Origin of the sequence: Rugamonas brunnea (assembly GCF_014042345.1) — a bacterium.
Lineage (GTDB): Bacteria > Pseudomonadota > Gammaproteobacteria > Burkholderiales > Burkholderiaceae_D > Rugamonas > Rugamonas brunnea.
In genome coordinates this window covers 56,152-78,940 of the sequence record NZ_JACEZT010000005.1, presented here as the reverse complement: position 1 = coordinate 78,940, position 22,789 = coordinate 56,152, and the positions used below count along the sequence as shown (strand labels likewise).

The 22,789-nt window shown below is 67.2% G+C and carries 17 protein-coding genes; 8 read left to right on the top strand and 9 right to left on the bottom strand.

The genetic code is table 11. From position 1 onward, the window contains the following. Positions 1–123 precede the first annotated feature (123 nt). Positions 124–3,399: an EAL domain-containing protein gene (locus H3H37_RS09430; RefSeq protein WP_182161781.1), complete on the top strand. Its 3,276-nt coding sequence runs from the start codon at positions 124–126 to the stop codon at positions 3,397–3,399. A 50-nt stretch (positions 3,400–3,449) separates the two neighbouring features. Here the strand turns inward: H3H37_RS09430 and H3H37_RS09425 are convergent, their stop codons facing one another. From H3H37_RS09425 to H3H37_RS09415, 3 genes are all read right to left on the bottom strand, one after another. After that, on the bottom strand, positions 3,450–4,994 hold the full coding sequence (locus H3H37_RS09425; RefSeq protein ID WP_182161779.1) for an HDOD domain-containing protein: 1,545 nt from the start codon (positions 4,992–4,994) through the stop codon (positions 3,450–3,452). A gap of 52 nt (positions 4,995–5,046) precedes the next feature. Beyond that, positions 5,047–6,699, bottom strand: coding sequence for a tetratricopeptide repeat-containing response regulator (locus H3H37_RS09420; RefSeq protein WP_182161777.1), 1,653 nt, complete (start codon positions 6,697–6,699; stop codon positions 5,047–5,049). 161 nt (positions 6,700–6,860) lie between these two features. Next, positions 6,861–8,444, bottom strand: coding sequence for a DUF3369 domain-containing protein (locus H3H37_RS09415; protein WP_182161775.1), 1,584 nt, complete (start codon positions 8,442–8,444; stop codon positions 6,861–6,863). 299 nt (positions 8,445–8,743) lie between these two features. Between H3H37_RS09415 and H3H37_RS09410 the strand changes: the two genes are divergently transcribed. Continuing rightward, entirely contained in the window at positions 8,744–9,238 is a 495-nt protein-coding gene (locus tag H3H37_RS09410; RefSeq protein ID WP_182161773.1) for a chemotaxis protein CheW, read from the top strand. 45 nt (positions 9,239–9,283) lie between these two features. Here the strand turns inward: H3H37_RS09410 and H3H37_RS09405 are convergent, their stop codons facing one another. Continuing rightward, the gene (locus H3H37_RS09405) at positions 9,284–10,297 is read right to left on the bottom strand and encodes a J domain-containing protein (protein WP_182161771.1); all 1,014 of its coding nucleotides are present in this window, start codon (positions 10,295–10,297) and stop codon (positions 9,284–9,286) included. Between the two features lie 134 nt (positions 10,298–10,431). After that, the gene (locus H3H37_RS09400) at positions 10,432–11,592 is read right to left on the bottom strand and encodes a class I SAM-dependent methyltransferase (RefSeq protein ID WP_182161769.1); all 1,161 of its coding nucleotides are present in this window, start codon (positions 11,590–11,592) and stop codon (positions 10,432–10,434) included. An 86-nt stretch (positions 11,593–11,678) separates the two neighbouring features. Here H3H37_RS09400 and H3H37_RS09395 point away from each other — a divergent pair, with 86 nt between their 5' ends. From H3H37_RS09395 to H3H37_RS09375, 5 genes are all read left to right on the top strand, one after another. After that, entirely contained in the window at positions 11,679–12,509 is an 831-nt protein-coding gene (locus H3H37_RS09395) for an SDR family oxidoreductase (RefSeq protein WP_182161767.1), read from the top strand. Between the two features lie 78 nt (positions 12,510–12,587). Further along, positions 12,588–12,986 (top strand): dihydroneopterin aldolase, encoded by a 399-nt coding sequence (locus H3H37_RS09390; protein ID WP_182151429.1) that lies wholly within the window; start codon positions 12,588–12,590, stop codon positions 12,984–12,986. After that, positions 12,983–13,903 carry a tRNA 2-thiocytidine(32) synthetase TtcA gene (gene ttcA, locus H3H37_RS09385; protein ID WP_182161765.1) on the top strand — a complete coding sequence of 307 codons (921 nt, stop codon included), beginning with the start codon at positions 12,983–12,985 and terminating at the stop codon, positions 13,901–13,903. The genes H3H37_RS09390 and ttcA overlap by 4 nt, the downstream gene beginning before the upstream one ends. Positions 13,904–13,974: 71 nt before the next feature. Further along, a complete protein-coding gene (locus tag H3H37_RS09380) occupies positions 13,975–14,208 on the top strand; it encodes a CopG family ribbon-helix-helix protein (protein WP_182161763.1) in 234 nt (77 codons plus the stop codon). Then, positions 14,198–14,479: a type II toxin-antitoxin system RelE/ParE family toxin gene (locus H3H37_RS09375; protein ID WP_182161761.1), complete on the top strand. Its 282-nt coding sequence runs from the start codon at positions 14,198–14,200 to the stop codon at positions 14,477–14,479. The genes H3H37_RS09380 and H3H37_RS09375 overlap by 11 nt, the downstream gene beginning before the upstream one ends. Before the next feature lie 42 nt (positions 14,480–14,521). Here H3H37_RS09375 and H3H37_RS09370 read toward each other — a convergent pair whose 3' ends face one another. The 3 genes from H3H37_RS09370 to hppD form a co-directional block, all read right to left on the bottom strand. Beyond that, positions 14,522–16,288, bottom strand: a complete 1,767-nt coding sequence (locus H3H37_RS09370; RefSeq protein ID WP_182161760.1) for a M14 family zinc carboxypeptidase — start codon at positions 16,286–16,288, stop codon at positions 14,522–14,524. 132 nt (positions 16,289–16,420) lie between these two features. After that, positions 16,421–19,984, bottom strand: coding sequence for an indolepyruvate ferredoxin oxidoreductase family protein (locus H3H37_RS09365; protein WP_182161758.1), 3,564 nt, complete (start codon positions 19,982–19,984; stop codon positions 16,421–16,423). A 220-nt stretch (positions 19,985–20,204) separates the two neighbouring features. After that, the gene (hppD, locus tag H3H37_RS09360; protein WP_182161756.1) at positions 20,205–21,335 is read right to left on the bottom strand and encodes a 4-hydroxyphenylpyruvate dioxygenase; all 1,131 of its coding nucleotides are present in this window, start codon (positions 21,333–21,335) and stop codon (positions 20,205–20,207) included. A 126-nt stretch (positions 21,336–21,461) separates the two neighbouring features. Here hppD and H3H37_RS09355 point away from each other — a divergent pair, with 126 nt between their 5' ends. Then, entirely contained in the window at positions 21,462–21,983 is a 522-nt protein-coding gene (locus tag H3H37_RS09355; RefSeq protein WP_182161754.1) for an Lrp/AsnC family transcriptional regulator, read from the top strand. A gap of 47 nt (positions 21,984–22,030) precedes the next feature. Here the strand turns inward: H3H37_RS09355 and H3H37_RS09350 are convergent, their stop codons facing one another. Beyond that, positions 22,031–22,702, bottom strand: coding sequence for a GNAT family N-acetyltransferase (locus H3H37_RS09350; protein WP_182162126.1), 672 nt, complete (start codon positions 22,700–22,702; stop codon positions 22,031–22,033). Positions 22,703–22,789: the final 87 nt, after the last annotated feature.

Sequence of the window (22,789 nt, the reverse complement as noted above, 5' to 3'; positions counted from 1 at the left end):
TTGTTTCGTCTGCTTCGGGGCGAAATTGTATAGGGCCGACTGCGAATGTGCAAGTGTTGTTTTTAGGTTTTCAAATTTCTTATACAATCGACCGGGTTCCCCACCTCAACTGGAGCATCCACGTTGAACGATCGTAGCGGCGGCCGCCACGGCCGGCATCCCTGGCGCCACCCGTTGCTGGCCAACCTGGCCCTGTGCGCGCTGTATTTCGCCGTGGGGCGCGCCGGCCTGTTGCTGGCCCAGCCGCCCAGCTACGCTTCGCCCCTGTTCCTGCCCGCCGGCCTGGCGCTGGCCGCCTGCGTCAGCGGCGGCCAGCGCCTGTTGCCCGGCATCGCCGCCGGCGCGCTGGCGGTGGACCTGTTCCATCCCTGGCTCAGTCCTGAAGGCATCACGCTGACCACCGTCACCGGTGCGCTGATGGGCGCACTGGGCGCCATGCTGCAGGCGCTGCTGGGCAGCCGTCTGTTCCGCCGCTACATCGACGCCAGCCTCGGCTCGGGGCGCGACGTGGGCCGTTTCCTGCTGCTGGCGCCCATCGTCACCGTGGTCAGCGGCAGCGTGGCCCTGACGGGCATGGCGCTGGCCGGCATGGAACCGTGGCGGCAAGTGCCGGCCGACTGGCTCACGTGGTGGATAGGCGACACCATCGGCATGCTGCTCGGCGCGCCGCTGGCGTGGATCGCCTTCGGCCGCCCGCGCACGCTGTGGTGGCGCCGGCGCGCGCTGGTGGGCTTGCCGCTGCTGCTGGCCATGGCCGCCTTTGTCGGCATCTACCTGCAGGCGGCGCGCTGGGAATCGGCCCAGCAATTGCAAGCGTTCCGGCTCAAGGCGCAGCAGATGGGTGACCTGCTGCAAGCCCAGTTCAGCGAACACGAGCGCTTCATCTTCGCCATGGCCAAGGCCCTCAACGATCCGCAGCGCGTGCTCAGCGCCGACGATTTCAGCAACCTGGCCAACGGCTACCTGGACCAGCGTCCCGAACTGCTGTCGCTGGCCTGGCTGCAGCCGGTCACCGACGAACAGCGGCCGTCGTTCGAGGCGTGGGGCCAGCGCCACCTGGCGCCCGGCTTCATGGTGAGCGAAGCGGGCACGGACGACCAGTTGCACCGGGCCGCGCAGCGCGAGCGCTACATGGCCGCCACCTTCATCGAACCGCCCGCCAGCCGCCGCTTCCAGGGGCTCGATTTCCTGTCCGAGCCGACCCGGGCCCGCACCGTGGAACAGGCCCTGCAGTCGGGCCAGCCGACAGCCAGCGCGCCGCTGCTGCTGCACCGGGCCGGCGCCCTGCGCGGCATGCTGCTGTTGCAGGCGACCTACGCCGCCAACGACCGCCACCGGGCGCTGGGCATGCTGCTGATCGGGGTGCAGATGGACGCCTACCTCGACCACGCGCTGCACCAGATCGACTTCCCCGCCTTCCTGCTGCGCTTCGAGGACACGGACGACGACGGCCCGCTGCGCGTGGTGCGCGACGGCCTGGGCCGCCCGGTGCAGGCCGGCGACTTCCAGCGCCAGCTGCACTTCGGCGGCCGCATCTTCCGGCTCACCCTGGCGCCCACCGACAGTTACCTGCGGGCCCAGCGCGGCTGGCAAAGCTGGATCGTGCTCACCTGCGGCCTGGTGCTGACCGGGCTGCTGGGAGCGCTGATGCTGCTCATCAGCGGCGAACGGGCCCGCATCCAGGCCCAGGTCAAGGACAGCACGGCGCGCCTGCGCGAGCGCGAGGCGCGGCTGCAAGCGATCCTCGACAAGGCGGCCGACGCCATCCTCACCATCGGCGGCGATGGCCGCCTGATGTCGGCCAACGCCGCGGCCGGACGCCTGTTCGGCTACCTGCCGGAACAGATGCCGGGCCTGCCGCTGGCGCGGCTGCTGCCGCACGACGATGGCGCTGCGCACGAACCGGCCGCCGCCGCCCTGCTGCGCCGCATCGCCGCCAGCGACAGCCACGCGCACACGCTGACGGGCACCCGCAGCGACGGCCAGAGCTTCCCGCTGGCCGTTTCGGTGAGCGAAGTGGAACTGCCCGACGAGCACCTGTTCGTGGCCATCCTGCACGACCTGACCGAGCAGCACCGCTCCCAGGAACGCATCCACCGGCTGGCCCACCACGATCCGCTGACGGGACTGGACAACCGGCTGTCGCTGAACCTGCGGCTGGAACAGTTGCTGGCCCAGACCCGGCGCGCCAACGGCACGGCGGCTGTGCTGTTCATCGACCTCGACCACTTCAAGAAGATCAACGACACCCACGGCCACCAGACCGGCGACCTGCTGCTGCAAGCCGTAGCCCAGCGGCTGCAGGAACTGCTGCGCGAAGTGGACACCATCGCCCGCCTCGGCGGCGACGAATTCATCGTCGTCACCTCCGGCAACGTGACCCCGGACGAAGCCAGCGCGATCGCCGTGCGCATCGTCGAAGCGCTGGGCGCGCCCTACCAGCTCGGCGGCAAGAGCGTGCACAGCGGCGCCAGCGTGGGGGTGGCCATGTTCCCCGGCGACGGCACCGACGCCGGCACCCTGCTGCGCCACGCCGACACGGCCATGTACGCGGCCAAGAGCCAGGGCCGGGGCAACTTCCAGTTCTTCTCGGCCGCCATGAACGTCGCCACCCACGAGCGGCTGATGCTGGAGAACCGGCTGTGGCTGGCCCTGGAGCAGCATGAATTCGAACTGTATCTGCAACCGCAGGTGCGGCTGGCCGACCAGGCCATCATCGGCGCCGAGGCGCTGCTGCGCTGGCACCATCCGGAACTGGGCCTGGTAGGGCCGGACCGCTTCATCCCCATCGCCGAGGAATCGGGCCTGATCCTGCCGCTGGGCGAGTGGGTGCTGCAGCAGGCGGCCACGCTGCTGGCCAGCTGGCGCGCACGCGGGCTGGGCCACCTGCGGCTGGCCGTCAACCTGTCGGCGCGCCAGTGCCACGGCGCCGGCCTGCTGCCGCAACTGGACCGGCTGCTGGCCGAGCACGGCCTGGACCCGGCGCTGCTGGAACTGGAGATCACGGAATCGGCCGCCATGCAGGACCCCGAGCGCAGCCGCAAGCTGCTGCGCGAGCTGCGCGCGCGCGGCTGCAAGGTGGCCATCGACGACTTCGGCACCGGCTATTCCTCGCTCAGCTACCTGAAGCTGTTCGAGATCGACCGCATCAAGATCGACCGCGGCTTCGTCAAGGATATCGAGAGCGACCCGAACGACGCGGTGATCGTGGCGGCCACCATCGCGCTGGCCCATTCACTGGGCCTGAGCGTGGTGGCCGAAGGGGTGGAGACGGCGGCGCAGCGCGACTTCCTGCGCGCCAAGCAGTGCGAGGAAGGACAAGGCTACCTGTTCGCGCGACCCATGCCGGCCGTGCAGTTCGAGGCGCTGCTGGCCGCGCCAGCGGAACAGGCGGGCTAACGCGGGGCGTTCAGCCGGTCAGCCGGTCAGCCGTTCAGCCGCCCAGCCGTTCAGCCATTGCCGGGCGTAAGCGCCACCAGCACCTGGCCCTTGAGCGCGCGGATCAGCGACGCCTCGTCCGGCGGCACGCCTTCCGGGGCGGGCTGGGCGCGGTCGGCGTAGAACAGTCCCAGCGGCGTGCCCTGCACCACCAGCGGCAGCACGATGAAGCTGCGCGCATCCGGCAGCAAGGCCCGGTGCCAGGCCGGCAGCAGGTCGCGGATCTTCGGTGCGCTGGCGTCGGCGATCATGAGGTCGGCGTCGTTCTCCATGGCCAGGTGGAACAGGCTGCCGTCCGATGGCAGCGGGAACACGAAGCCGGCCTGGCGCGCCGCGTGCTGCTCGCCCATGGCGATGCGGGCCCGGTACTGGCCGCTGCGCACGTCCTTGAGCACCACGGTGGCGAAGCGGAAGCCCATGCTGCGGTACAGCGTCTCCAGCACGGCCTGGATCACCTCGTTGGCCTTGCTGTGCGGCGTGGCGCGGATCTGCGTCACCTCCTGCACCCCGGCCAGCAACAGCTCGCGCGCGTTGAACGGCTTGCCGCTCGGATGCACGCCTTCCTGCTCGCGGCTGTCGCCATTCATGGTGGCCAGCAGCAGCACGTTGGGCAGGCCATCGGCGCTTGGTTCCTCCACCTCCGTCTGCGGCCCCAGTTGCATGCTGTCGAGCAGGGCCGCCATGTCGCGGCGCACGGTGGCGAACAATTGCTGCAACCGGTCCTGGTCCAGATTCAGGGCCACGCCGTAGCGCTGCTCCAGCGCCAGCCCGTCCGGGTCGGCCGGCCCCTGCTTGCGGGCCAGCAGGCGGGCAGCGTCGATGCTGAACGACACCACCTGGCGCACCCATTCCTGGCGGTTCAGGGCCGGCTTCTGTTTGCCCGGCGGCAGCGCGCTGAGGGCGCGCACGATCACGTCCGGGATCTTCCATTCATGCAGGATGGCGGCCGACAAGGTGTCGTAGGTGCTGCCCAGGATCATCTGCGAGGCCTGGGCCTGGGTGTGCTTGCCGCCGGCCATCAGGGCGCCGATCTCGCGGAAGCGCTCATGTTCCTGCGAGGCGATCACCAGCGGGCCGATGTTCTTGAACAGGGCGCCGATCGACGCTTCCTCGGCGCCCTGGTAGGCCGACAGGCGGGCCATCTCGCGCCCCACCAGGCTGGCGCACAGGGCCGCCTCCAGCTCCACCCGCACGGCCTGCGCGTGCTTGCTGTTGGCCAGCGTATCGACCAGCAGCATGGCCAGCGCCGTGGTCTTGACGTTGTCGAAACCGAGCAGGGAAATGGCGCGCGAAATCGTGGTGACGGGGGTGCCGCCGGCCGTGCGGTAGGCCGGCGTGTTGGCCAGGCGCAAAATCTTCTGGGTCAGCGCCACGTCCGACAGCACGTAGTAGGCCAGGCTGTGGGTGCCCTGGTCATCCGAATCGACCAGCTGCACCACGCGCGCCACCGAGGCGCCCAGCGCGAACATGCCCTCGTCGCTGCATAATTTTTTCAGCAGCAGGCCGCGCACCGGGCGGGGTGCGCCGGCCGTGCCATGCGTGGGGGCATGTTCCATAGGGGTTCCATCTGTGTCTCTGCGATAACAGCCATTGTAGCGCCGCCCACGGCTAGAGCAGCGCCACTTTCGTGGTGTCGTTCCAGCGCGCGGCCCGGATGTTGTATTTCTTCAAAATCTGCTGGTGCAGCGCGGCCAGCGCGTTCAGCTTGGGGTTGAGCGGATCGAGCCGGCGCACGCCGGCGATCAGGTTGAGCGCGTACTGGCCGAGCCGGTCGTCCCAGCCCGTGTGTTCCAGGCACTTGAGCACGGCCACGGCCGCGTTGAACACCACATGCGGGTTGTCGGGCAGCTTGGCCACCGCTTCCAGCATCAGTTCCACCGCGCCCCGGTAATCGCCATGCTTGGCCAGCGCCGCGCCGTGCGCCACCATGTCACCCACTTCCTGACGGCTTTCGCGGGCCAACCGCTCGGCCAGCGGGCCATGGCCGGCCGCCGTCAGCATGGCGCTGGCCTTGTCCACCCCGGCCGGGCCGGGCGCGTTGCGCATCACTTCGCGCACCAGCTCGGCGCCCTGGCGCGCGCGCCCATGGGCCAGGCAGGTGCGCGCCAGTTCCAGCTTGAGATCGGGCGACAGGTTGTGGGCGATGCGGCAGCCGGCCAGCGCCTGGTCCAGCGAGCGCTGCAGGCGCATGTCGTTGCCCGTGTAGTCATGCAGCATGACGGCCGCGATGGCGCCGCAGGCCACGCCGTTGCGCTGGCCCGTCATGGCCTTGTCCAGGTCGCGCACCACGGTGGCCGCCTGCACCGGGTCGCCCTGGTGCAGCAAGGCCTGCACCAGCCGGGTGTGGTCTTGCGGGTCGCGGAATTCGGAATAGCGCGACTTGTCGACCACCTGGCGCCAGGCCCGTTCGGCCGTGTCCACGTCGCCGGCCTCGAACGCCACCTCGCCCAGCCGGCGCAGGCGGCGCAGCGCATGCGGCGACAAGGCCACGGCCTCGGTCAGCACGGCTTGCGAGTCGGGCAGGCCGCCTTGCGCCTCGTGCACGCGGGCCAGCCAGTCGTAGGCGTCGAGGAAACGCGGGTATTCGGCCAGCAACTGCTCGAGCATGGCCTGCGCTTCCGCATAGCGCCCGCGCAGCACCAGGGTCTTGGCCTGGCCCAGCCGGGCCCAGCCCATGCCGCGGCTCTCGTACAGGCTGCGGTAGATGTCCTCGGCCACGGCCGCCTCGCCCAGCTCCAGGTGCAGTTCGGCCCGCAGCCGGTCGAAATCGACGGCGTAGCGCGGATGGCGTTCGGCCCCGGCCACGCAGGCGGCGATGGCGCCGGCCTGGTTGCCCATGTCGATCAGTTCGTGGATGGGCAGGAACACGGCGCGCTTGTCGAGCGCGCGCGTGATGCGCTCCTGGATGGCGTCGGCCGCGAACGGCTTGAGGATGTAGTCGGCCGGCGCCAGCTCGGCCGCGCTGACCACCTTGCCGAATGCGCCCTCGCCCGTCACCATGAAGAACAGGGTGGCCGGGTGCATCAGCCGGTGGTGGCGCAAGTCCTCCAGCATCTGCTGGCCGTCCTGGCCCGCTTCGAGGTCGTACTCGCACAGGATCAGGTCGTAGGGCTTGAGCGCCATCAGGCGGATGGCCTGGCTGGCGTTGGCCGCGTCGGTGATGCGCGTCAGGCCGCATTGGCCCAGCATGCTGTGCAGGCTGGCGCGCATGCCCTGGTGCGGCTCGATGATGAGCGCACTGAGGCCGTGTAAATCATTCATGTCTCGTGTATTCCGCTGCGGGGCGGCGCCATGGGGGCGCGCGCCGGCAGGCGCCATGGTCGGGCCTGCCATTGGCCCCAAGTATATACGGCGGCGCCGGCGGGGCCGCCAATTTGGTGATTATTTGTGAGAATGGCGCCACAAGGATGGCGCCACCTTGCTCAGTCCGGCGTGTGGCCGATGGTGGGGTCGCTGTGGATCAGGTCGACCAGGGCGGCCACCACTTCCGGGTCGAACTGCTTGCCGGCCCGTTCCGTGATGTAGCTCATCACTTCCGTGTGGGGCCACGGTTCCTTGTAGGGGCGCTCGTGCAGCAGCGAGTCGAACACGTCGACCACGGCCACGATGCGGGCCGAGATCGGAATGGCGCGCCCGGCCAGCCCGTTCGGATAGCCCTGGCCGTCGAAATGCTCATGGTGGGCGCCGGCGATCTCGGCGCCATAGGTCAGGTAGCTGACGCCGTCGACCATGTTGGCGGCCCGTTCCAGGATGGTGCGGCCCACTTCCGCATGGCTTTGCATCTGCACCCGCTCCTCGGGCGTGTGCAGGCCCGGCTTGAGCAGGATGTGGTCGGGCGTGGCCACCTTGCCCACGTCGTGCAGGATGCTGGCCAGGCCGATCATGTCAAGCAGCTGCGGGGTCAGCTCGTCGAGGTAGACGCCGCGCTCCTTGAGCCGCAGCGCAAGTGCGCTCGACAGTTGCTGCACGCGCCGCACATGGCCGCCCGTGCCGCTGTCGCGGAACTCGGCCAGGTCGGCCAGCGCCACCACGGTCGCCTCCTGGGCCTTGCGCAACTGGCCGAACATGTACAGGTTGTCGAACGCGGCCGCGATGCGCTGGCAGAACACTTCCAGCAGGTCGCGCTGGATCTGGGCCAGCGGCCACGGCGGCGTGACCGAGATGGCCACCTCGCGGTTCTCCTGGGTGTGGATGAACAGCACGTTGGCCGGATGCTCGAACTGGCTTTTCTTTTCCGCGAAGGCCTTGGCGATGGTGGGCCACAGCGGATGGCTGGCCGGCATCAGCTCGGTGTCGTTGAGGGCCGCGTAGCCGCCCGTGGCGGCCACCACGGTGGTGACGCCGGTGTCGCCCTGCATCAGGCACAGCACGCCGTCCGAACCGACGTCGAGGATGGCCGACACCTGGTTCAGCACGCCGGATGCGAATTCGCGCAGCGAATGAATCTGGTACAGATTGGTGGCGCCGGCCAGGATCTTGCCCAGCCCGATGCGGCTGCGCTCGAGCATGTTCAGGCTCTCGTAGGCGCGCAGCGCCGAGATCACGGTGGTGAACAGCTTTTGCGTGGTGAGCTCGGTCTTGGCCTTGTAATCGTTGATGTCGTATTCGATGATCACGCGCTGCTCGGGCGCCTGGCCCGGCTGGCCCGTGCGCAGCACCACGCGCACGATGCTGTTGTGCAGTTCCTCGCGGATGCGGCGCGCCAGGATCAGGCCGGCGTCGTCCGTTTCCATCACCACGTCCAGCAGCACCAGCGCGATGTCGGGCGTGTCGCGCAGGATGTCGAACGCTTCGCGGCCGCTGTAGGCCGAATACAGTTCCAGTTCGCGGCCCTTGAAGCTGACATTGCGCAGGGCCAGGCGCGTGACGGCGTGCACATCGACGTCGTCATCGACGATCAGCACGCGCCACAGCCGCTGGTCGGGCGCGCCCGGGCTGGCCGACGCGGTCTCGTCCTCGTCCTCGTCGATCAGCCAGTTCTCGTCCGCAGCGTTGGAATCGGTCATACAGTCTCCTCATGGGGCGCTTGCCGCCCGGCAGGCGGTCTCGGTGCCGCCTTGATCCTAGCATAATCAGATTCTTACAACGTGACAACCCCTACCGGGGCGATCGCCGGCGGGGGCCGACAAAGTGCGAAAACCGGGGCCGCCGCGCTCGTATTCCGGCACCGACTCTGCTACTCTTGCACGGCGGCGCGCGCGGTTGGACGGGCCGCGGCGACCAACGAAGACGAGCCCGGCGGCGCAACCCCGCCGGCCCCGGATCCGCGACCACGCGGACCGCCCACGACGCAAAGGACCCTAGCATGCAAGAACCCGCATCGGCCACCGTGTCCGGCAACGATATCGCCGGGCGCGAATTTCTCGCCTTCACCCTCGGCTCCGAGGAATACGGCATCGACATCCTGAAAGTGCAGGAGATCCGCGGCTACGAGGCCGTGACCCGGATCGCCAACGCGCCCGAATTCATCAAGGGCGTGATCAATCTGCGCGGCATCATCATCCCGGTGGTGGACATGCGCATCAAGTTCCGGCTGGGCGAACCGGTGTACGACCAGTTCACGGTGGTCATCATCCTCAATATCAACGGCCGGGTGGTGGGCATGGTGGTCGACTCGGTGTCGGACGTGACCACACTCACGCCCGACCAGGTCAAGCCGGCGCCCGAGATGGGCACGGCCTTCAGCAGCGACTACATGATAGGCCTGGGCACGATCGACGAGCGCATGCTGATCCTGGTCGATATCGACAAGCTCATGTCGAGCGCGGAGATGGGCCTGAGCGACGCGCCCAGCGCCTGAGGCCGGCACAGACGCAGCAGACCCGGGCAGCCCCGGGCGGCGGGCTCAGTTGCTGGCCGTGGTGGTCGCCTTGGGTGGCGGGCAGCCGGCGCCCAGGTCGATGTTCTGGTAGCGGATCTCATATTTGCCGCTCAACAGCTTGTCCACCACCAGCTTGTCGTGGGCCAGCACGAACACATAGCGCACATTGGCGTGGCGCTCCATGTCGTACACCTTGATGAACGCGGCCGAGGCGTTGGTGCTGTTATCGAGCAGCAGCTGCATGTCCTCGCCCCTGGCGGATACGGGGAACCCGTCCACATAGCCGGACTGGGTTGGCCACGGCTCGCCGTTGGGGGCGGTGGAGGCCGGCGTGGCCCCTTCGCAGTCGGCCAGCGAACCGGGCAGCACGATCTGCGACAGGGCCAGCACCTTGATGGGCGCCGGGCGCGCAGCGGCCGCCTCGGTCTGGTAGGGATGGCCGACGGCCCAGCTGTCGAGGGCGCCGTCGTCGCGCGCGTCGGCCCGGCCGCCCTGGCGCGCGGCCAGCTTGCCGTTCCCGCGCGGCGTGCGCGCGGCACTGCCGTTGTCGGCGCCATCGGCCTTGTCGCCCCACGCCGAGGCCAGCATGGTGGCCAGCAGCTGGGGCGTGCCCACCATGCTCACGCCAGCCGCCCAGCCCAGCCCCAGGCACAGTCCCATGCCCAGCCACAGGCGCCAGTTGCGGCGCCGGCGCGGCAGGCGCGGTTCCTCGTCCTCGGCGCCCCACGCTTGCTGCGGGGCGTCGTGGCGCGGGCGGCCGTGGCTGTCGCGGTTATCCTCGTGGCGCGTGCTTTCCAGCCACTCGATCTCCCATTCCTCGGCCGCGATCCATTCGTCATGCTCCTTGCGGCGCTGGGGATCGGACAGGGTGCCATAGGCGCTGTTGAGGATGGCCATGATGCGCGCAGCCTTCTCATCGCCGGGATTCTTGTCCGGATGATATTTCTGGCTCAGGGCCTTGTAGGCGGCACGTATGACTTCCTGAGGCGCCATGCGCGACACTTTCAGGTTGTCATAGTGAGTGTGTATCTTTCCCATCGTTCCATTCAGTTTTCAACAAGCGCGCCGCGACGGGTGTTCACGCTGAATCAGTCATCATAGCCGAGTTTTGGCGTGAAATCGCATGGAATTCAAGGAGAAAGTGACGGCTGTTCCGATGATGGTCAAACTGATCACAGCCGGTGGCAGCGGTCATGGGCCAGTATGGCGGCCGGCAATGCCACGCCGTGGCCCACCACCAGCACCTTGAACAACTCGCCCATTTCGGCCGGCGACACCAGCTTTTGCAGCGCGTTGGCCTGCGGCAGGTAGCGGCGCGCGTCGGCCGGATCGGTGCGCAGCAGCAGTTCGCCGATGCCGGCCCCGATCAGGAAGCCGGCCTGGTTCATATAGCCGAGCACGTCGGCGCCGCCATCCTGGGCCGCCAGCGCCATGGCCGTAAAGTCCACGTGCGCCGTGATGTCCTGCAGGCCCGGGTAGTAGAAAGGGTCCGGGTGGGCATGGTGGCGGTAGTGGCACATCAGCGTGCCGGCCTCGCGCTGGCCCAGGTAGTACTCATGGGCCGGGAAGCCGTAATCGAGCAGGATGGCCGCGCCGCCGGCGCCGCGCGCCAGCATGGCCGCCAGCGACGCCATGAAGCCGCAGGCCGCGCCATGCACTTCTGTCGTGTAGCCGTCGGGCAGGTCGTCCGGGTGGGTAGTGTGCAGTATCTGGCGTTCCACCTGGGCCGCCAGCGCGGCGTCCGGGACCGCCTCCGCGTAGGTGAAGCGCCCCTCCTCCACCGTCACCAGCAATTCGCGCCAGCCGGCGGCCGTCTTGCGCACCAGCTGCACGGGCATGGCGTCCAGCACTTCGTTGGCCAGCACCACGCCTTCCCACGCCTCGGGCAGGGTGTCCAGCCATTCGACCTGGGGGAAGTCGCGCAGCGTCTCGCGTTGGCGCGCCCGCAGTTCGCCCGACAGGTCGACGATGGCGTAGCGCTCCACGGCCACGCCGGCGGCCGCCAGTTCGGTCAGCACGTCATAGGCCAGCTTGCCCGTGCCGGCGCCAAATTCGAGGATGCGCGGCGCGCTTTGGGCGATAATAGCGGCTGCCACCTGCGCCAGCGCGGCCCCGAACAGGGGCGAGAGCTCGGGCGCGGTTGTAAAATCGCCATCTTTTCCCAGCTTGGCGGCGCCGCCGCTGTAGTAGCCCAGGTCGGGCGCGTACAGGGCCAGCTCCATGTAGCGGGCGAAGGAAATGGCGCCGGCGTGCCGTTCGATGTCGGCGGCGATCCGGTGCTGCAAGGCGTGCGACGCGGCCAGCGCGTCCGAAGTAGGTGCGGGTAGAGACATTCCCGCATTGTAGCGAATCGGCGCGCGCGGGCGCCAGTTGGCTGTATTTGACCTGCGATCCAATGTAGAACTTCAATGTAGAACCCATGACCAGCACACAGCATCCCTCCCCTCCAGCTCCGTTGGCGTCCGGCGCACGCGCGCCGGTGGCGCTGGGCGCACGAGCGCCAGTGGCGCTCGTAAGCGGCGCCGGCCGGCGCATCGGGCGCGCCATCGCGCTGGCGCTGGCGCGGGCCGGCTGGGACGTGGCCGTGCACTACCGCGCTTCCGCCGCGCAGGCGGGCGAAGTGGCCGGGGCCATCACGGCGCTGGGCCGGCGCGCCGTCACGCTGGAGGCCGACCTGGCCGACGAGGCGGCCGCGCGCGCGCTGGTGCCGCGCGCCGTGGCCGCGCTGGGCGCGCTCGACTGCGTGGTCAACAACGCCTCGCTGTTCGATTACGACAGCGCCACCGACTTCTCCGTGGCCCGGATGGAGGCCCACATGCGCGCCAACCTGGCCGCCCCCATCCTGCTGGCGCAAGCGCTGCACGCAGTCACGCCGGACGGCGGCCAGGGCGCCGTGATCAACCTGCTGGACCAAAAACTGTACAATCTCAATCCCGACTTCCTGTCCTACACCCTGTCCAAGGCCGCGCTGCAGACGGCCACCACCATGCTGGCCCAGCAACTGGCGCCCAAGCTGCGGGTGGTGGGCGTGGCGCCCGGCATCACGCTGGTGTCGGGCGAGCAGACCGAGGCCGGCTTCGTCCAGGCCCACAAGCAAACGCCGCTGGGCCGCTCCAGCACGCCGGATGACATTGCCGCCGCCGTCGTCTACGCGGCCGGCGCCCGGGCCCTGACCGGCACCACCCTGCTGGTCGACGGCGGCCAGCACCTGATGCCGCTGGCGCGTGACGTGATGTTCCTGGCGCAGTAGCGCCATGCACAGCATGCATGCCGATGGCTAAATATTATTTATATCGTTTATTCCGTATTTCCGAAAGAAGGTAAAACCATGTTGTCCGCCCTGTCCCACCCGCGCCTGACCGATTGCCGGCGCCTGTTCCTGCGCAACTACGAAGTGCTGATCAACATCGGCGTGCACGATTTCGAGAAGAAGGGCGAACAGCGCGTGCTGATCAACGTCGACCTGTACATTCCGCTGGCCCTGTCCACCCCCACCCACGACCAGCTGGAGGAAGTGGTGGACTACGACTTCATGCGCGAAACCATCGCGCGCCGCATGGCGCAAGGCCATGTGCACCTGCAGGAGAGCCTGTGCGACGACGTGGTGCGCGCCATGCTGGCCCACCCGCGCGTGCGCGCCGCGCGCGTGTCGACCATGAAGCCGGACGTCTATCCCGATTGCGAAGGCGTGGGCGTGGAAGTATTCCAGATCAAGGACAACGTATGAGCGCCGTCATGAACGAGACCGCCCAGGGCGGCAAATCGGCCGAGAAGATCGCGCTGGAGAACAACAAGCTGCACAAACGCCTGTGCCGCCTGGTCGGCCAAGCCATCGGCGACTTCAACATGATCGAGGACGGCGACAAGGTGATGGTGTGCCTGTCCGGCGGCAAGGACAGCTACGCCCTGCTCGACATCCTGATGACGCTGCGTGAACGGGCGCCCATCCACTTCGACATCGTGGCCGTCAACCTGGACCAGAAGCAGCCCAACTTCCCGGCCGAGGTGCTGCCGGCCTACCTGACCGAACTGGGCATCGCCTTCCACATCGAGAACCAGGACACCTACAGCATCGTCAAGCGCCTGATCCCCGAAGGCAAGACCACCTGCTCGCTGTGCTCGCGGCTACGGCGCGGCATCCTGTACCGCGTGGCCGATGAACTGGGCGCCACCAAGATCGCGCTCGGCCACCACCGCGACGACATCCTGGAGACCTTCTTCCTCAATATGTTCTTCGGCGGGAAGCTGAAAGGCATGCCGGCCAAGCTGGTGTCGGACGATGGCAAGCACGTGGTGATCCGTCCCATGGCCTACGTGAAGGAAGCCGACACGGCGCGCTACGCCGAAGTGAAGGGCTTCCCCATCATCCCGTGCGACCTGTGCGGCTCGCAAGAGAACCTGCAGCGCAAGCAGATCAAGGCCATGCTGCGCGAGTGGGAGAAGAAGCATCCGGGCCGGGTCGAGAACATCTACTCGTCGCTGTCGACCGTGGTGCCGTCGCACCTGATGGACCGCGCGCTGTTCGACTTCGTCAACGTCAAGGCCGACGGCGTGCCCAACCCGCTGGGCGACATCGCGTTCGACGAGGAGCCATGCGCCACGCCGACCACGATGCCGGGCACGATACCGCTGCAGTCGTTCTGACCGTCGTCAAGACGTGACGCCTCGCGCCGGGCAGCGTGAGGCGTACAATGGAGATCCATTTGGAGGCGACCATGGGCTTACCGAACGACAAACATTTGCCTGATCAACTCGAACAAGACCTCGCGGAACTGGTTGCGCTGACCGGCCAATCTGAAAGTGAAATCCGGCGCACGGCGCTGCGTGACTATCTCGCGTGGCGACTGCCGGAAATCCGGGATCTCCAGATTGCGCTCGCCCAAGCGGATCGCGGGGAATTTGCGAAGGAAGAGGAGGTTCGGGAAGTGTTTGCCCGATATGGCGCATAAACTCGGCCTTCATTGGACGCCGCGCGCACTTTCCGATTTCATCCGGATAGTCGAGTACATCAAAACGGCCAATCCGCTGGCGGCAAACCAGTTCGCCGCCAGCGTCCAGCATCAAGTCGAATTACTCCGCCAATTTCCCCAGTTGGGCAAAGAATCTCTCCCTGGCGTACGCCAGCTCGTCGTGCACACCAACTACCTGCTTCGCTATCGCGTCCAACAATCCAGCATTGTTGTGCTTCAGTTGCGCCACGCCGCCCGCAAGCCAGCCTGACGCGGCAAGAGCGGAGCGGACGATAGCAGGTTGCCCGCCGGCTTACAGCTTGCGCTCCGTACGCAGCACCGGATACAGCTTGTAGCGCTCATCCCACGAGGCGTGGCGGCGGGCGAAGAATTCCAGCCGCGCTTCCGGGCTGGCCGCGAAGGCCGGGTCCCTGGCCAGCTTGTCGCGGAACGCGGCCGCCAGCGCCGGATCGGCCGCCATCTGTTCGCGCGCCACCTCCTCGGCCACATAGGCTTCCATGTATTCCTTGCGCTCGAAGGCGTTGTTGAACAAGCCCCAGGCCAGCAGCGAATCGACGTTGCGCGGTTCGAGCAGCGCCATCAGCAGACGCGCCTTGGGCTGGGCGATGGGTACGAACAGCGCGCCCTTGGCCAGGCTGCGCGTCTCGTCGCGCCACGCGCCTTCCACCTTGAGCGACTGGCGCCCTTCGAACGATTGCGCGGCCATGGTGGCGCGCTCGGCGCGGAACGCCTGCACCGGCGCGTTCTCCAGCGGCGCGCCCAGCACCTGGTAGCGGATGCCATGCAGGCGCAGCTTGGCCGCCACCATGTCGGCCTGCGCCGCCGGCACCAGGTAACCGCCGCGCGGCGCGGCCACCTGCAGGTCCGGCACGATCTCGTCGCGCAGCGGCACACTCCAGGTCTGCGGGCGCGTCTCATCGTAGCGCGTCATCAAGGCGCCGGACACGTCGGACTGGGTGCGCGTGTAGGCGTAGCCTGGGAACTCGATGGTCTTGCTGTTGTAGGTGGTGCGGTAGCCCTGCGGCACCTCGGCGCCGGCCAGCGTGGCGCCGCGCGCGTCCGCCTCGTGGGCCGTGCGCAGCCAGTCCTTGCCGTGCGCGGCCACCTGCTCCATGACCGAGACGACGGTATTGCGCGTCACCCGCACACGGGTCGGATAGTCCTTCCACGAGTGGGTTTCGACCAGCATGGCGATGCGGTTACGCAGCAGGAAGTAGCCGGTCGAATAGCGCGGCGTGGCCATTTCATCGATGAAGCCGGAGGCCGGATCATCCGTCATGGCGAAGGAAATGTAGTACGGCTTGGGATCGGAGCCCTGGCGCTTGAGGTCAGCGATCACGCCATCGCGCAGCGCGGTGCCGGCCGCGCGCAAGGGGCCGTCGCCGCCGTGCACCGGTTCCACCTGGATCGACACGTCGGGCTGGAACTTGGCGCCATCGGTCACGTGCAGGTCGACGTAGGCCAGCGGGTCCCACTGGTTGACCAGCGCCAGCATGGCCTGCATCTCGGGCGCCTCGGCCTTCATGTAATCGCGGTTCAGGTTGAAATTCTGCGCCGTGGTGCGCCAGCCCATGGCCGCCGGGCCGCGCTGGTTCGGGCGGTTCCACTGGCCGAAGCGCTCGTGGCCATCGACGTTGAACACGGGGACGAACAACAGCACCTGCTTGTCGAGCGCGCCCGGCGCGGCCTTGTTCTCCAGCGCCTCGCGCAGCGCCAGGAAGCCGGCGTCCTTGCCGTCGATTTCACCGGCGTGGATGCCGCCCTGCACCAGCAGCACGGGCAGGCCGCGCCGCTGCGCCTGCGCCGGCGTCAGCGCCCCCGTGCGCGAGGCGGCCAGCGCCAGCATCGGCCGTCCTTCCGGCGTGCGGCCATATTCGAAGCAGCGCACGGCCTTCGGATAGGCCTGCTGGAAGCGCGCGCACAAGGCCACCACTTCATCATAGCGTCCCGTGTTCTGGAAGCCGGAGCGTTCCGCGACGGTGGACAGGCCAGCGGGTGTGGCGGCCTGCGAGAACGAGGCAGCGCCGGCGAGGGCGAACAACAGGGCGGTACGTAGCATCAGCAAGCTTCCTGCAAAAGTTAAGCGAATGGAAATTATAAAAACAAAACCGGGGTCAGGTCATGCATTCACGCAAATTGCGTGAGTTCATGACCTGACCCCGGTTTTGTGGTGATGGCGGTCAGGCGATCGTCAGGCCACGTGATCGGCCACGCTGGCCGGGGCGTGGAGGGCGGCCACCAGCGCCGCCTCCTTCTGCTTGGCCGCCTTGAAGTGGCGCTCTTTCACGTGGCCGTAGCCGCGGATGTCTTCCGGAATGCTGGCGATGGCCACGGCTTGCGCCAGGTTGTCAGCCGTCAGCTTGGGCAGCAGGGCCGACACAGTCTGGCGGTATTCACCGATCAGCGCGCGCTCCATCTTGCGCTCGGCCGTGTAGCCGAAGATGTCGAGCGCCGTGCCGCGCAAGCCCTTGAACTTGGCCAGCACGCCAAACGCCTTCATCATCCACGGACCGAATTCCTGCTTGACCAACTGGCCCTTGGCATCGTGCTTGGCCAGCAGCGGCGGCGCCAGGTGGAACTTGAGCTTGATATCACCTTCGAACATGCCGGCGATCTTCTGCTGGAACGCACCGTCCGTGTACAGGCGGGCCACTTCGTACTCGTCCTTGTAGGCCATGACCTTGTACAGGTAGCGGGCCACGGCTTCTGTCAGGCGCGTACCCTTGCCCAGCTTGGCCTCCTGCGCCCGCACCTCGTCCACGAAGGACTTGTACTCGAACGCGTAGCGGGCGTCCTGGTAAGCCGTCAGCAGTTCGACGCGGCGGCTGACGATGTCGTCCAGCGACTGGGTGCGCTTGAACTCGATCACCTTGGCCGGCGTGGTCAGGCGCACCACGGACGCCAGGTCATGCGCGGCCGTGCGGCCCCACGCGAAAGCGGCCTTGTTGAAGTTGACCGACACGCCATTGAGTTCAATCGCCTTCAGGATAGCCGCTTCCGACAGCGGCACATGGCCTTTCTGGAACGCGTAGCCGAGCATGAACATATTGGTGGCGATGGAGTCGCCCATCAGCGCGGTGGCGATCTGGCCCGCGTCCACGAAGTCCGTGTGATCGGCGCCGCAGGCCTTGACGATCTCGCCGCGCGAGGAGGCGTCCGGGAACTGCCAGTCCGGGTTCTTGACGAAGGCGGCCGTCGACGAGCCGGTCGAGTTGATGGCCGCGTAAGTGCGGCCCTCGCCCATGCGCGACAGCGCGTCGCGGCTGGCCGTGACGATCAGGTCGCAGCCGATCACCAGGTCGGCGCTGCCCGTGCCCACGCGGGTCGAGTGCAGGTCGGCCTGGTTGTCGGCCAGCCGCACGTGCGACATCACGGGGCCGCCCTTCTGGGCCAGGCCGCTCATGTCGAGCACGATGGCGCCCTTGCCTTCCACGTGGGCGGCCATGGCCAGGATCTGGCCCACGGTCACCACACCGGTGCCGCCGATGCCGGTGATCAGGATGCCATACGGCTGGGCCGTGGACGGCAAGGCTGGCGATGGCAGCGCGGGCATGGCGGCATCGCCAGCGGCGGCCTTCTTCGGCTTTTTCAGCGCGCCGCCTTCCACCGTCACGAAGCTGGGGCAGAAGCCCGTCACGCACGAGAAGTCCTTGTTGCACGAGGACTGGTTGATCTGGCGCTTGCGACCCAGGTCCGTTTCCAGCGGCTCCACCGACAGGCAGTTGGACTGCACCGAGCAGTCGCCGCAGCCTTCGCACACGGCCTCGTTGATGACGGCGCGCTTGGCCGGGTCCGGGTACTCGTTGCGTTTCCGGCGGCGGCGCTTCTCGGAGGCGCAGGTCTGGTCGTAGATCATGGCCGACACGCCCGGCTTGTCGCGCAGCTCGCGCTGCACCTCCATCAGTTCGCTGCGGTGGCGCACGGTGACGCCCTCGGCCCACTTGTAGTCGGCCGGGTATTTTTCCGGTTCGTCGGTGACGACGATGATGGGGCCCACGCCTTCAGCCGCGATCTGGCGCGAGATCATGCCGGGGTCCAGCGGGCCGTCGAACTCCTGGCCGCCCGTCATGGCCACGGCGTCGTTGAACAGGATCTTGTAGGTGATGTTGACCTTGGCCGCCACGGCGGCGCGGATGGCCAGCAGGCCGGAGTGGAAGTAGGTGCCGTCACCGAGGTTGGTGAACACGTGCTTCTCGTTGGTGAACGGCGCCTGGCCGACCCAGGTCACGCCTTCCGCGCCCATGTGGGTGAAGGTCGACGTTTCGCGGTCCATCCACAGCACCATGTAGTGGCAGCCGATGCCGGCCAGCGCGCGCGAGCCTTCGGGCACCTTGGTCGAGGTGTTGTGCGGGCAGCCCGAGCAGAAGTACGGCGTGCGGTCGGTCTCGGGATTCGGCTTGACGGCCACCGACTTGAGCACCAGTTCCTTCGCTTCCAGGAAGGCGATGCGCTCCTTGACGCGCTGCTCGACCGGGTGGCCGGCGCAGTAGTGCGAAATGCGGCTGGCGATGGCGCGCGCGATCTGGGCCGGGTTCAGCTCATAGGTGGCCGGCAGCAACCAGTCGCCGTGGCCGGTGTGGCCCTTGTTGCTCCATTCGCCGGTGTCGTCGAACTTGCCGACCACGCGCGGACGCTGGCCGTCGGGCAGGTTGTACAGCTCTTCCTTGAGCGCGTATTCGAGGATCTGGCGCTTTTCCTCCACCACCAGGATCTCGTCCAGTCCCTTGGCGAAGGCGTGCACACCGTCCGCCTCCAGCGGCCAGGTCATGCCGATCTTGTACAGGCGCAGGCCGATGTCGGCCGCCGCCTGCTCGTCGATGCCGAGGTCGGCCAGGGCCTGGCGCGTGTCGAGGTAAGACTTGCCGGCCGTGATAATGCCGATCTTGGGCTTGGGGCTGTCCCAGATGATCTTGTTGAGCTTGTTGGCGCGCACATAGGCCAGCGCCGCGTACCACTTGTAGCTGTTCATCCGCACTTCCATGTCGAGCACGGTGTCCGGCCAGCGGATGTTGAGGCCGCCGGGCGGCAGGTCGAAGTCGTCCGGGATCACGGTCTGGACACGGTCCGGGTCGAAATCGACCACGGCGCCCGATTCGATGATGTCGGTCACGCACTTCATCGACACCCACAGGCCCGTGTAGCGGCTCATGGCCCACGCGTGCAGGCCGTAGTCGATGTATTCCTGCACCGACGACGGGTACAGCACGGGGATGCCGCAGGCGTTCAGGATGTGGTCGGACTGGTGGGCGGTGGACGAGGACTTGGCCGCGTGGTCGTCGCCGGCCAGCACCAGCACGCCGCCGTGCTTGGCCGAGCCGGCATTGTTGGCGTGCTTGAACACGTCGCCGCAGCGGTCCACGCCGGGGCCCTTGCCGTACCACATGGCGAACACGCCGTCGTACTTGGCATCCTTGAACAGGTTGGTCTGCTGCGTGCCCCAGACGGCCGTGGCGGCCAGGTCTTCGTTCATGCCGGGGTGGAACTTGACGTGGTGCTCGTCCAGGTATTTCTTGGCCTTCATGGCCGTCATGTCGACGCTGGTGACGGGCGAACCACGGTAGCCGGTGATGTAGCCAGCCGTGTTCAGGCCAGCCTTGAGGTCGCGCTCGCGCTGCATCATGGGCAGCCGGATCAGGGCCTGGGTGCCCGTCATGAAGGCGCGGCCGCGCTCCAAGGTCCACTTGTCGTCGAGGGAAATGGGCGCGTCCGAGTGGACGGCCGGCTCCAGTTGCGAGCCCTTGTGAGGTGCATTCATTACTTTGTCTCCAATATTCTCATTGCGGTGCACCGCCGGGCGGGATGGGCCCGGAAGCGCGCGAGCCGCCCCGCCTTGTGGGCGGACCGGCACGGATATGGTGAATTACAGGGTATCACAGGCTGGCGCGCCGTTCTGCGCGGCGCTACCAAACTGTTCAGGGGCCTGACCCGCTGCAGGGGACTGACCCCGTTTTTTGGGGTCTGTCCCCGGTTTTAACTCAGGCGGCCGTCTTGCCCGGGTCTTGCAGCACGCCGCGCTTGATCTGGTCCAGCTCGATCGACTCAAACAAGGCCCGGAAGTTGCCTTCGCCAAAGCCCTGGTCGCCCTTGCGCTGGATGATCTCGAAGAAGATCGGCCCGATCACGTTCTGGGTGAAGATCTGCAGCAGCAGTTCGCGTTCCGTTTCCGTGCTGCGGCCATCGATCAGGATGCGCATGCGGCGCAAGTCGTCCAGGCGCTCGCCGTGGTTGGGCAGGCGGCGGTTGACCAGGTCATAGTAGGTGTCGATGGTGTCCTGGAACACGATGCCGCTGTCGCGCAGCTGCTGGACCGAGGTGTAGATGTCGTCCGTGCCCAGCGCGATGTGCTGGATGCCTTCGCCGTGGTACTGGTCCAGGTATTCGGCGATCTGCGACTTGTCGTCCGACGATTCGTTGATGGGAATGCGGATCTTGCCGCATGGCGAGGTCATGGCCTTGGACTTCAGGCCGGTCAGCTTGCCCTCGATGTCGAAGTAGCGCACCTCGCGGAAGTTGAACAGGTTCTCGTAGAACTCGGCCCATTCCTTCATGCGGCCACGGTGCACGTTGTGGGTCAGGTGGTCGATATAGGTCAGGCCATTGCCGACCGGGTTGGCCACGGCGCCGGGAATGGCGACGAAGTCCACGTCATAGATGCTGATGTCGCCGATGGCGCCCGGCTGCGCGCCGTCCTTGCCGGCGCCCTTGCCGCGCCAGCGGTCGACGAAGTAGATCAGCGAATCGCCCACGCCCTTGATGGCGGGGATGTTCAGTTCCATCGGGCCGGTCTTGTTGTCGAAACCCCAGGCGCCCAGTTCCAGCGCGCGCTTGTAGGTCAGGGCGGCGTCGTTGACGCGGATGGCGATGGCGCACACGGACGGGCCGTGCTGGCGCGCGAAGCGCTGCGCGAACGAGTCCTGCTCGGCATTGATGATGAAGTTGATCTCGCCCTGGCGGTACAGCGTCACGTCCTTGTGGCGGTGGCGGGCGATGGCCGTGAAACCCATGCTTTCGAACAGGGCGCCGAGCGCCTTGGGGTCCGGCGCCGCGTACTCGACAAACTCAAAACCATCGGTCCCCATCGGGTTGTCCCAAGGCTGGAATTGCATAGTGATCTCCTCGTTAGAATAGCGCACAGTATAGTCCCGGCCCGCCAGCATTAAATTGCAAACAATTCCCCTGTTCCGGGAATCTGAGCAATAATATTGCCTGGAAATTTCATTATTGAGGTATTTATGACCAAGATAGCGCTCGATAAGACGGACCGCAAGATTCTCGGCATCCTGCAGCAGGACGGCCGGCTGTCCAATCAGGACGTGGCCGAGCTGGTCAGCCTGTCGCCTTCACCCTGCCTGCGCCGCATCAAGCGACTGGAGGAAGCGGGCGTGATCCGCCAGTACGTGGCGCTGCTGGACCCGGACAAGATCGGCCTGGGCCTGCTGGCCTATGTGAACGTGCGGCTGGAAAAACACAGCGAGGCGGCCGCCCACAGCAACGCGCGCGCGCTGGGCGCGGCGGCCGCGCCGGCCTCGCCCAGGGCCGACTTCGCCGTTTCCGTCGAGCAGTGGCCGGAAGTGGTGGCCTGCTATGCGATGACGGGCGAGATGGATTACCTGCTGCGGGTCCACGTGGAGGATATGGACCACTTTTCGCGCTTCATGATGGCCACGCTGCTGCGCCACCCGGCCGTGCTGGATGTGAAGTCGTCGTTCGCGCTGCAGCGGATCAAGGATACGACGGCGCTGCCGCTGGTGTAGGTTTGCCGCCAAACTAGGGTCAGACCCTAAGGCCCCCCTGATGCGGCTTAGTCCTGGCGTGCTTTCCGGCCGATCAGGCGATGCAGCCACTTGCTGGCGAAGCGCTTGTTGGCCTTGAGTGTGTAGTCGAGCGTGGCGAACTGCTCGTCCAGCGCTTCCTGCAGCACGCTGGTGGGATTGGCGGGCGGCAGTTTCAGATAGGCGTCCGCCTCACCATAGTCGCGGTGGATTTCCATGCCGGCTTTTTTCGCGATGTGCATCATGGTCGCGTTGGACGACAGGCAGTGCATATACAGGGTGTCGACATCGTTGTTGCGGCAGTGGATGGCGGCCCGTTCGAACAGCTTGGTGCCCACGCCCATGCCGCGCGCTGCCTTCCCCACGGACACGCCGAATTCGGCCACGTGCTCCTTTTCCGTCACTGCGTTCTTGTCCGGCTCGGTGGGTGCGAACGCCAGATGGCCCACGGCCACCAGCGTGAACAGGCGGTTGTAGACGCCGAACACGTTGTCGCGCGCGAAGTTGATGCCGTTGACGTAGGCCGTCACCTGCTCATCGGGCAGCATGGTGCCGAAGCGCAGCAGGCGGTCGCGCGGCTCCAGCGCCAGGAAATGCTTGACCATGCGGCGCCGGTCGCGCTCACTGAGTTCCTTGACCAGCACGGTGGGCCGCTTGCGCTCGCCGTTGCTGTCGCGCCGCCGGAACGGGTTGGAAAACATATCGGTCGGGTTCACTGGTGGGCTCCTCGCCGCCGCAAAACAAGAGGGTGGAAAGCGCGCATGGTGCGGCGCAACATGCGCCTATTG

Excerpts from the sequence above, each read along its gene's own strand:
- H3H37_RS09410 (WP_182161773.1), top strand. The coding sequence starts at position 8,744 with ATGCAAGAACCCGCATCGGCCACCGTGTCCGGCAACGATATCGCCGGG.
- H3H37_RS09400 (WP_182161769.1), bottom strand. The coding sequence starts at position 11,592 with ATGTCTCTACCCGCACCTACTTCGGACGCGCTGGCCGCGTCGCACGCC.
- ttcA (WP_182161765.1), top strand. The coding sequence starts at position 12,983 with ATGAGCGCCGTCATGAACGAGACCGCCCAGGGCGGCAAATCGGCCGAG.
- H3H37_RS09415 (WP_182161775.1), bottom strand. The coding sequence starts at position 8,444 with ATGACCGATTCCAACGCTGCGGACGAGAACTGGCTGATCGACGAGGAC.
- H3H37_RS09375 (WP_182161761.1), top strand. The coding sequence starts at position 14,198 with ATGGCGCATAAACTCGGCCTTCATTGGACGCCGCGCGCACTTTCCGAT.
- hppD (WP_182161756.1), bottom strand. The coding sequence starts at position 21,335 with ATGCAATTCCAGCCTTGGGACAACCCGATGGGGACCGATGGTTTTGAG.
- H3H37_RS09365 (WP_182161758.1), bottom strand. The coding sequence starts at position 19,984 with ATGAATGCACCTCACAAGGGCTCGCAACTGGAGCCGGCCGTCCACTCG.
- H3H37_RS09395 (WP_182161767.1), top strand. The coding sequence starts at position 11,679 with ATGACCAGCACACAGCATCCCTCCCCTCCAGCTCCGTTGGCGTCCGGC.
- H3H37_RS09420 (WP_182161777.1), bottom strand. The coding sequence starts at position 6,699 with ATGAATGATTTACACGGCCTCAGTGCGCTCATCATCGAGCCGCACCAG.
- H3H37_RS09350 (WP_182162126.1), bottom strand. The coding sequence starts at position 22,702 with ATGTTTTCCAACCCGTTCCGGCGGCGCGACAGCAACGGCGAGCGCAAG.
- H3H37_RS09380 (WP_182161763.1), top strand. The coding sequence starts at position 13,975 with ATGGGCTTACCGAACGACAAACATTTGCCTGATCAACTCGAACAAGAC.
- H3H37_RS09370 (WP_182161760.1), bottom strand. The coding sequence starts at position 16,288 with ATGCTACGTACCGCCCTGTTGTTCGCCCTCGCCGGCGCTGCCTCGTTC.
- H3H37_RS09390 (WP_182151429.1), top strand. The coding sequence starts at position 12,588 with ATGTTGTCCGCCCTGTCCCACCCGCGCCTGACCGATTGCCGGCGCCTG.
- H3H37_RS09405 (WP_182161771.1), bottom strand. The coding sequence starts at position 10,297 with ATGGGAAAGATACACACTCACTATGACAACCTGAAAGTGTCGCGCATG.
- H3H37_RS09355 (WP_182161754.1), top strand. The coding sequence starts at position 21,462 with ATGACCAAGATAGCGCTCGATAAGACGGACCGCAAGATTCTCGGCATC.
- H3H37_RS09425 (WP_182161779.1), bottom strand. The coding sequence starts at position 4,994 with ATGGAACATGCCCCCACGCATGGCACGGCCGGCGCACCCCGCCCGGTG.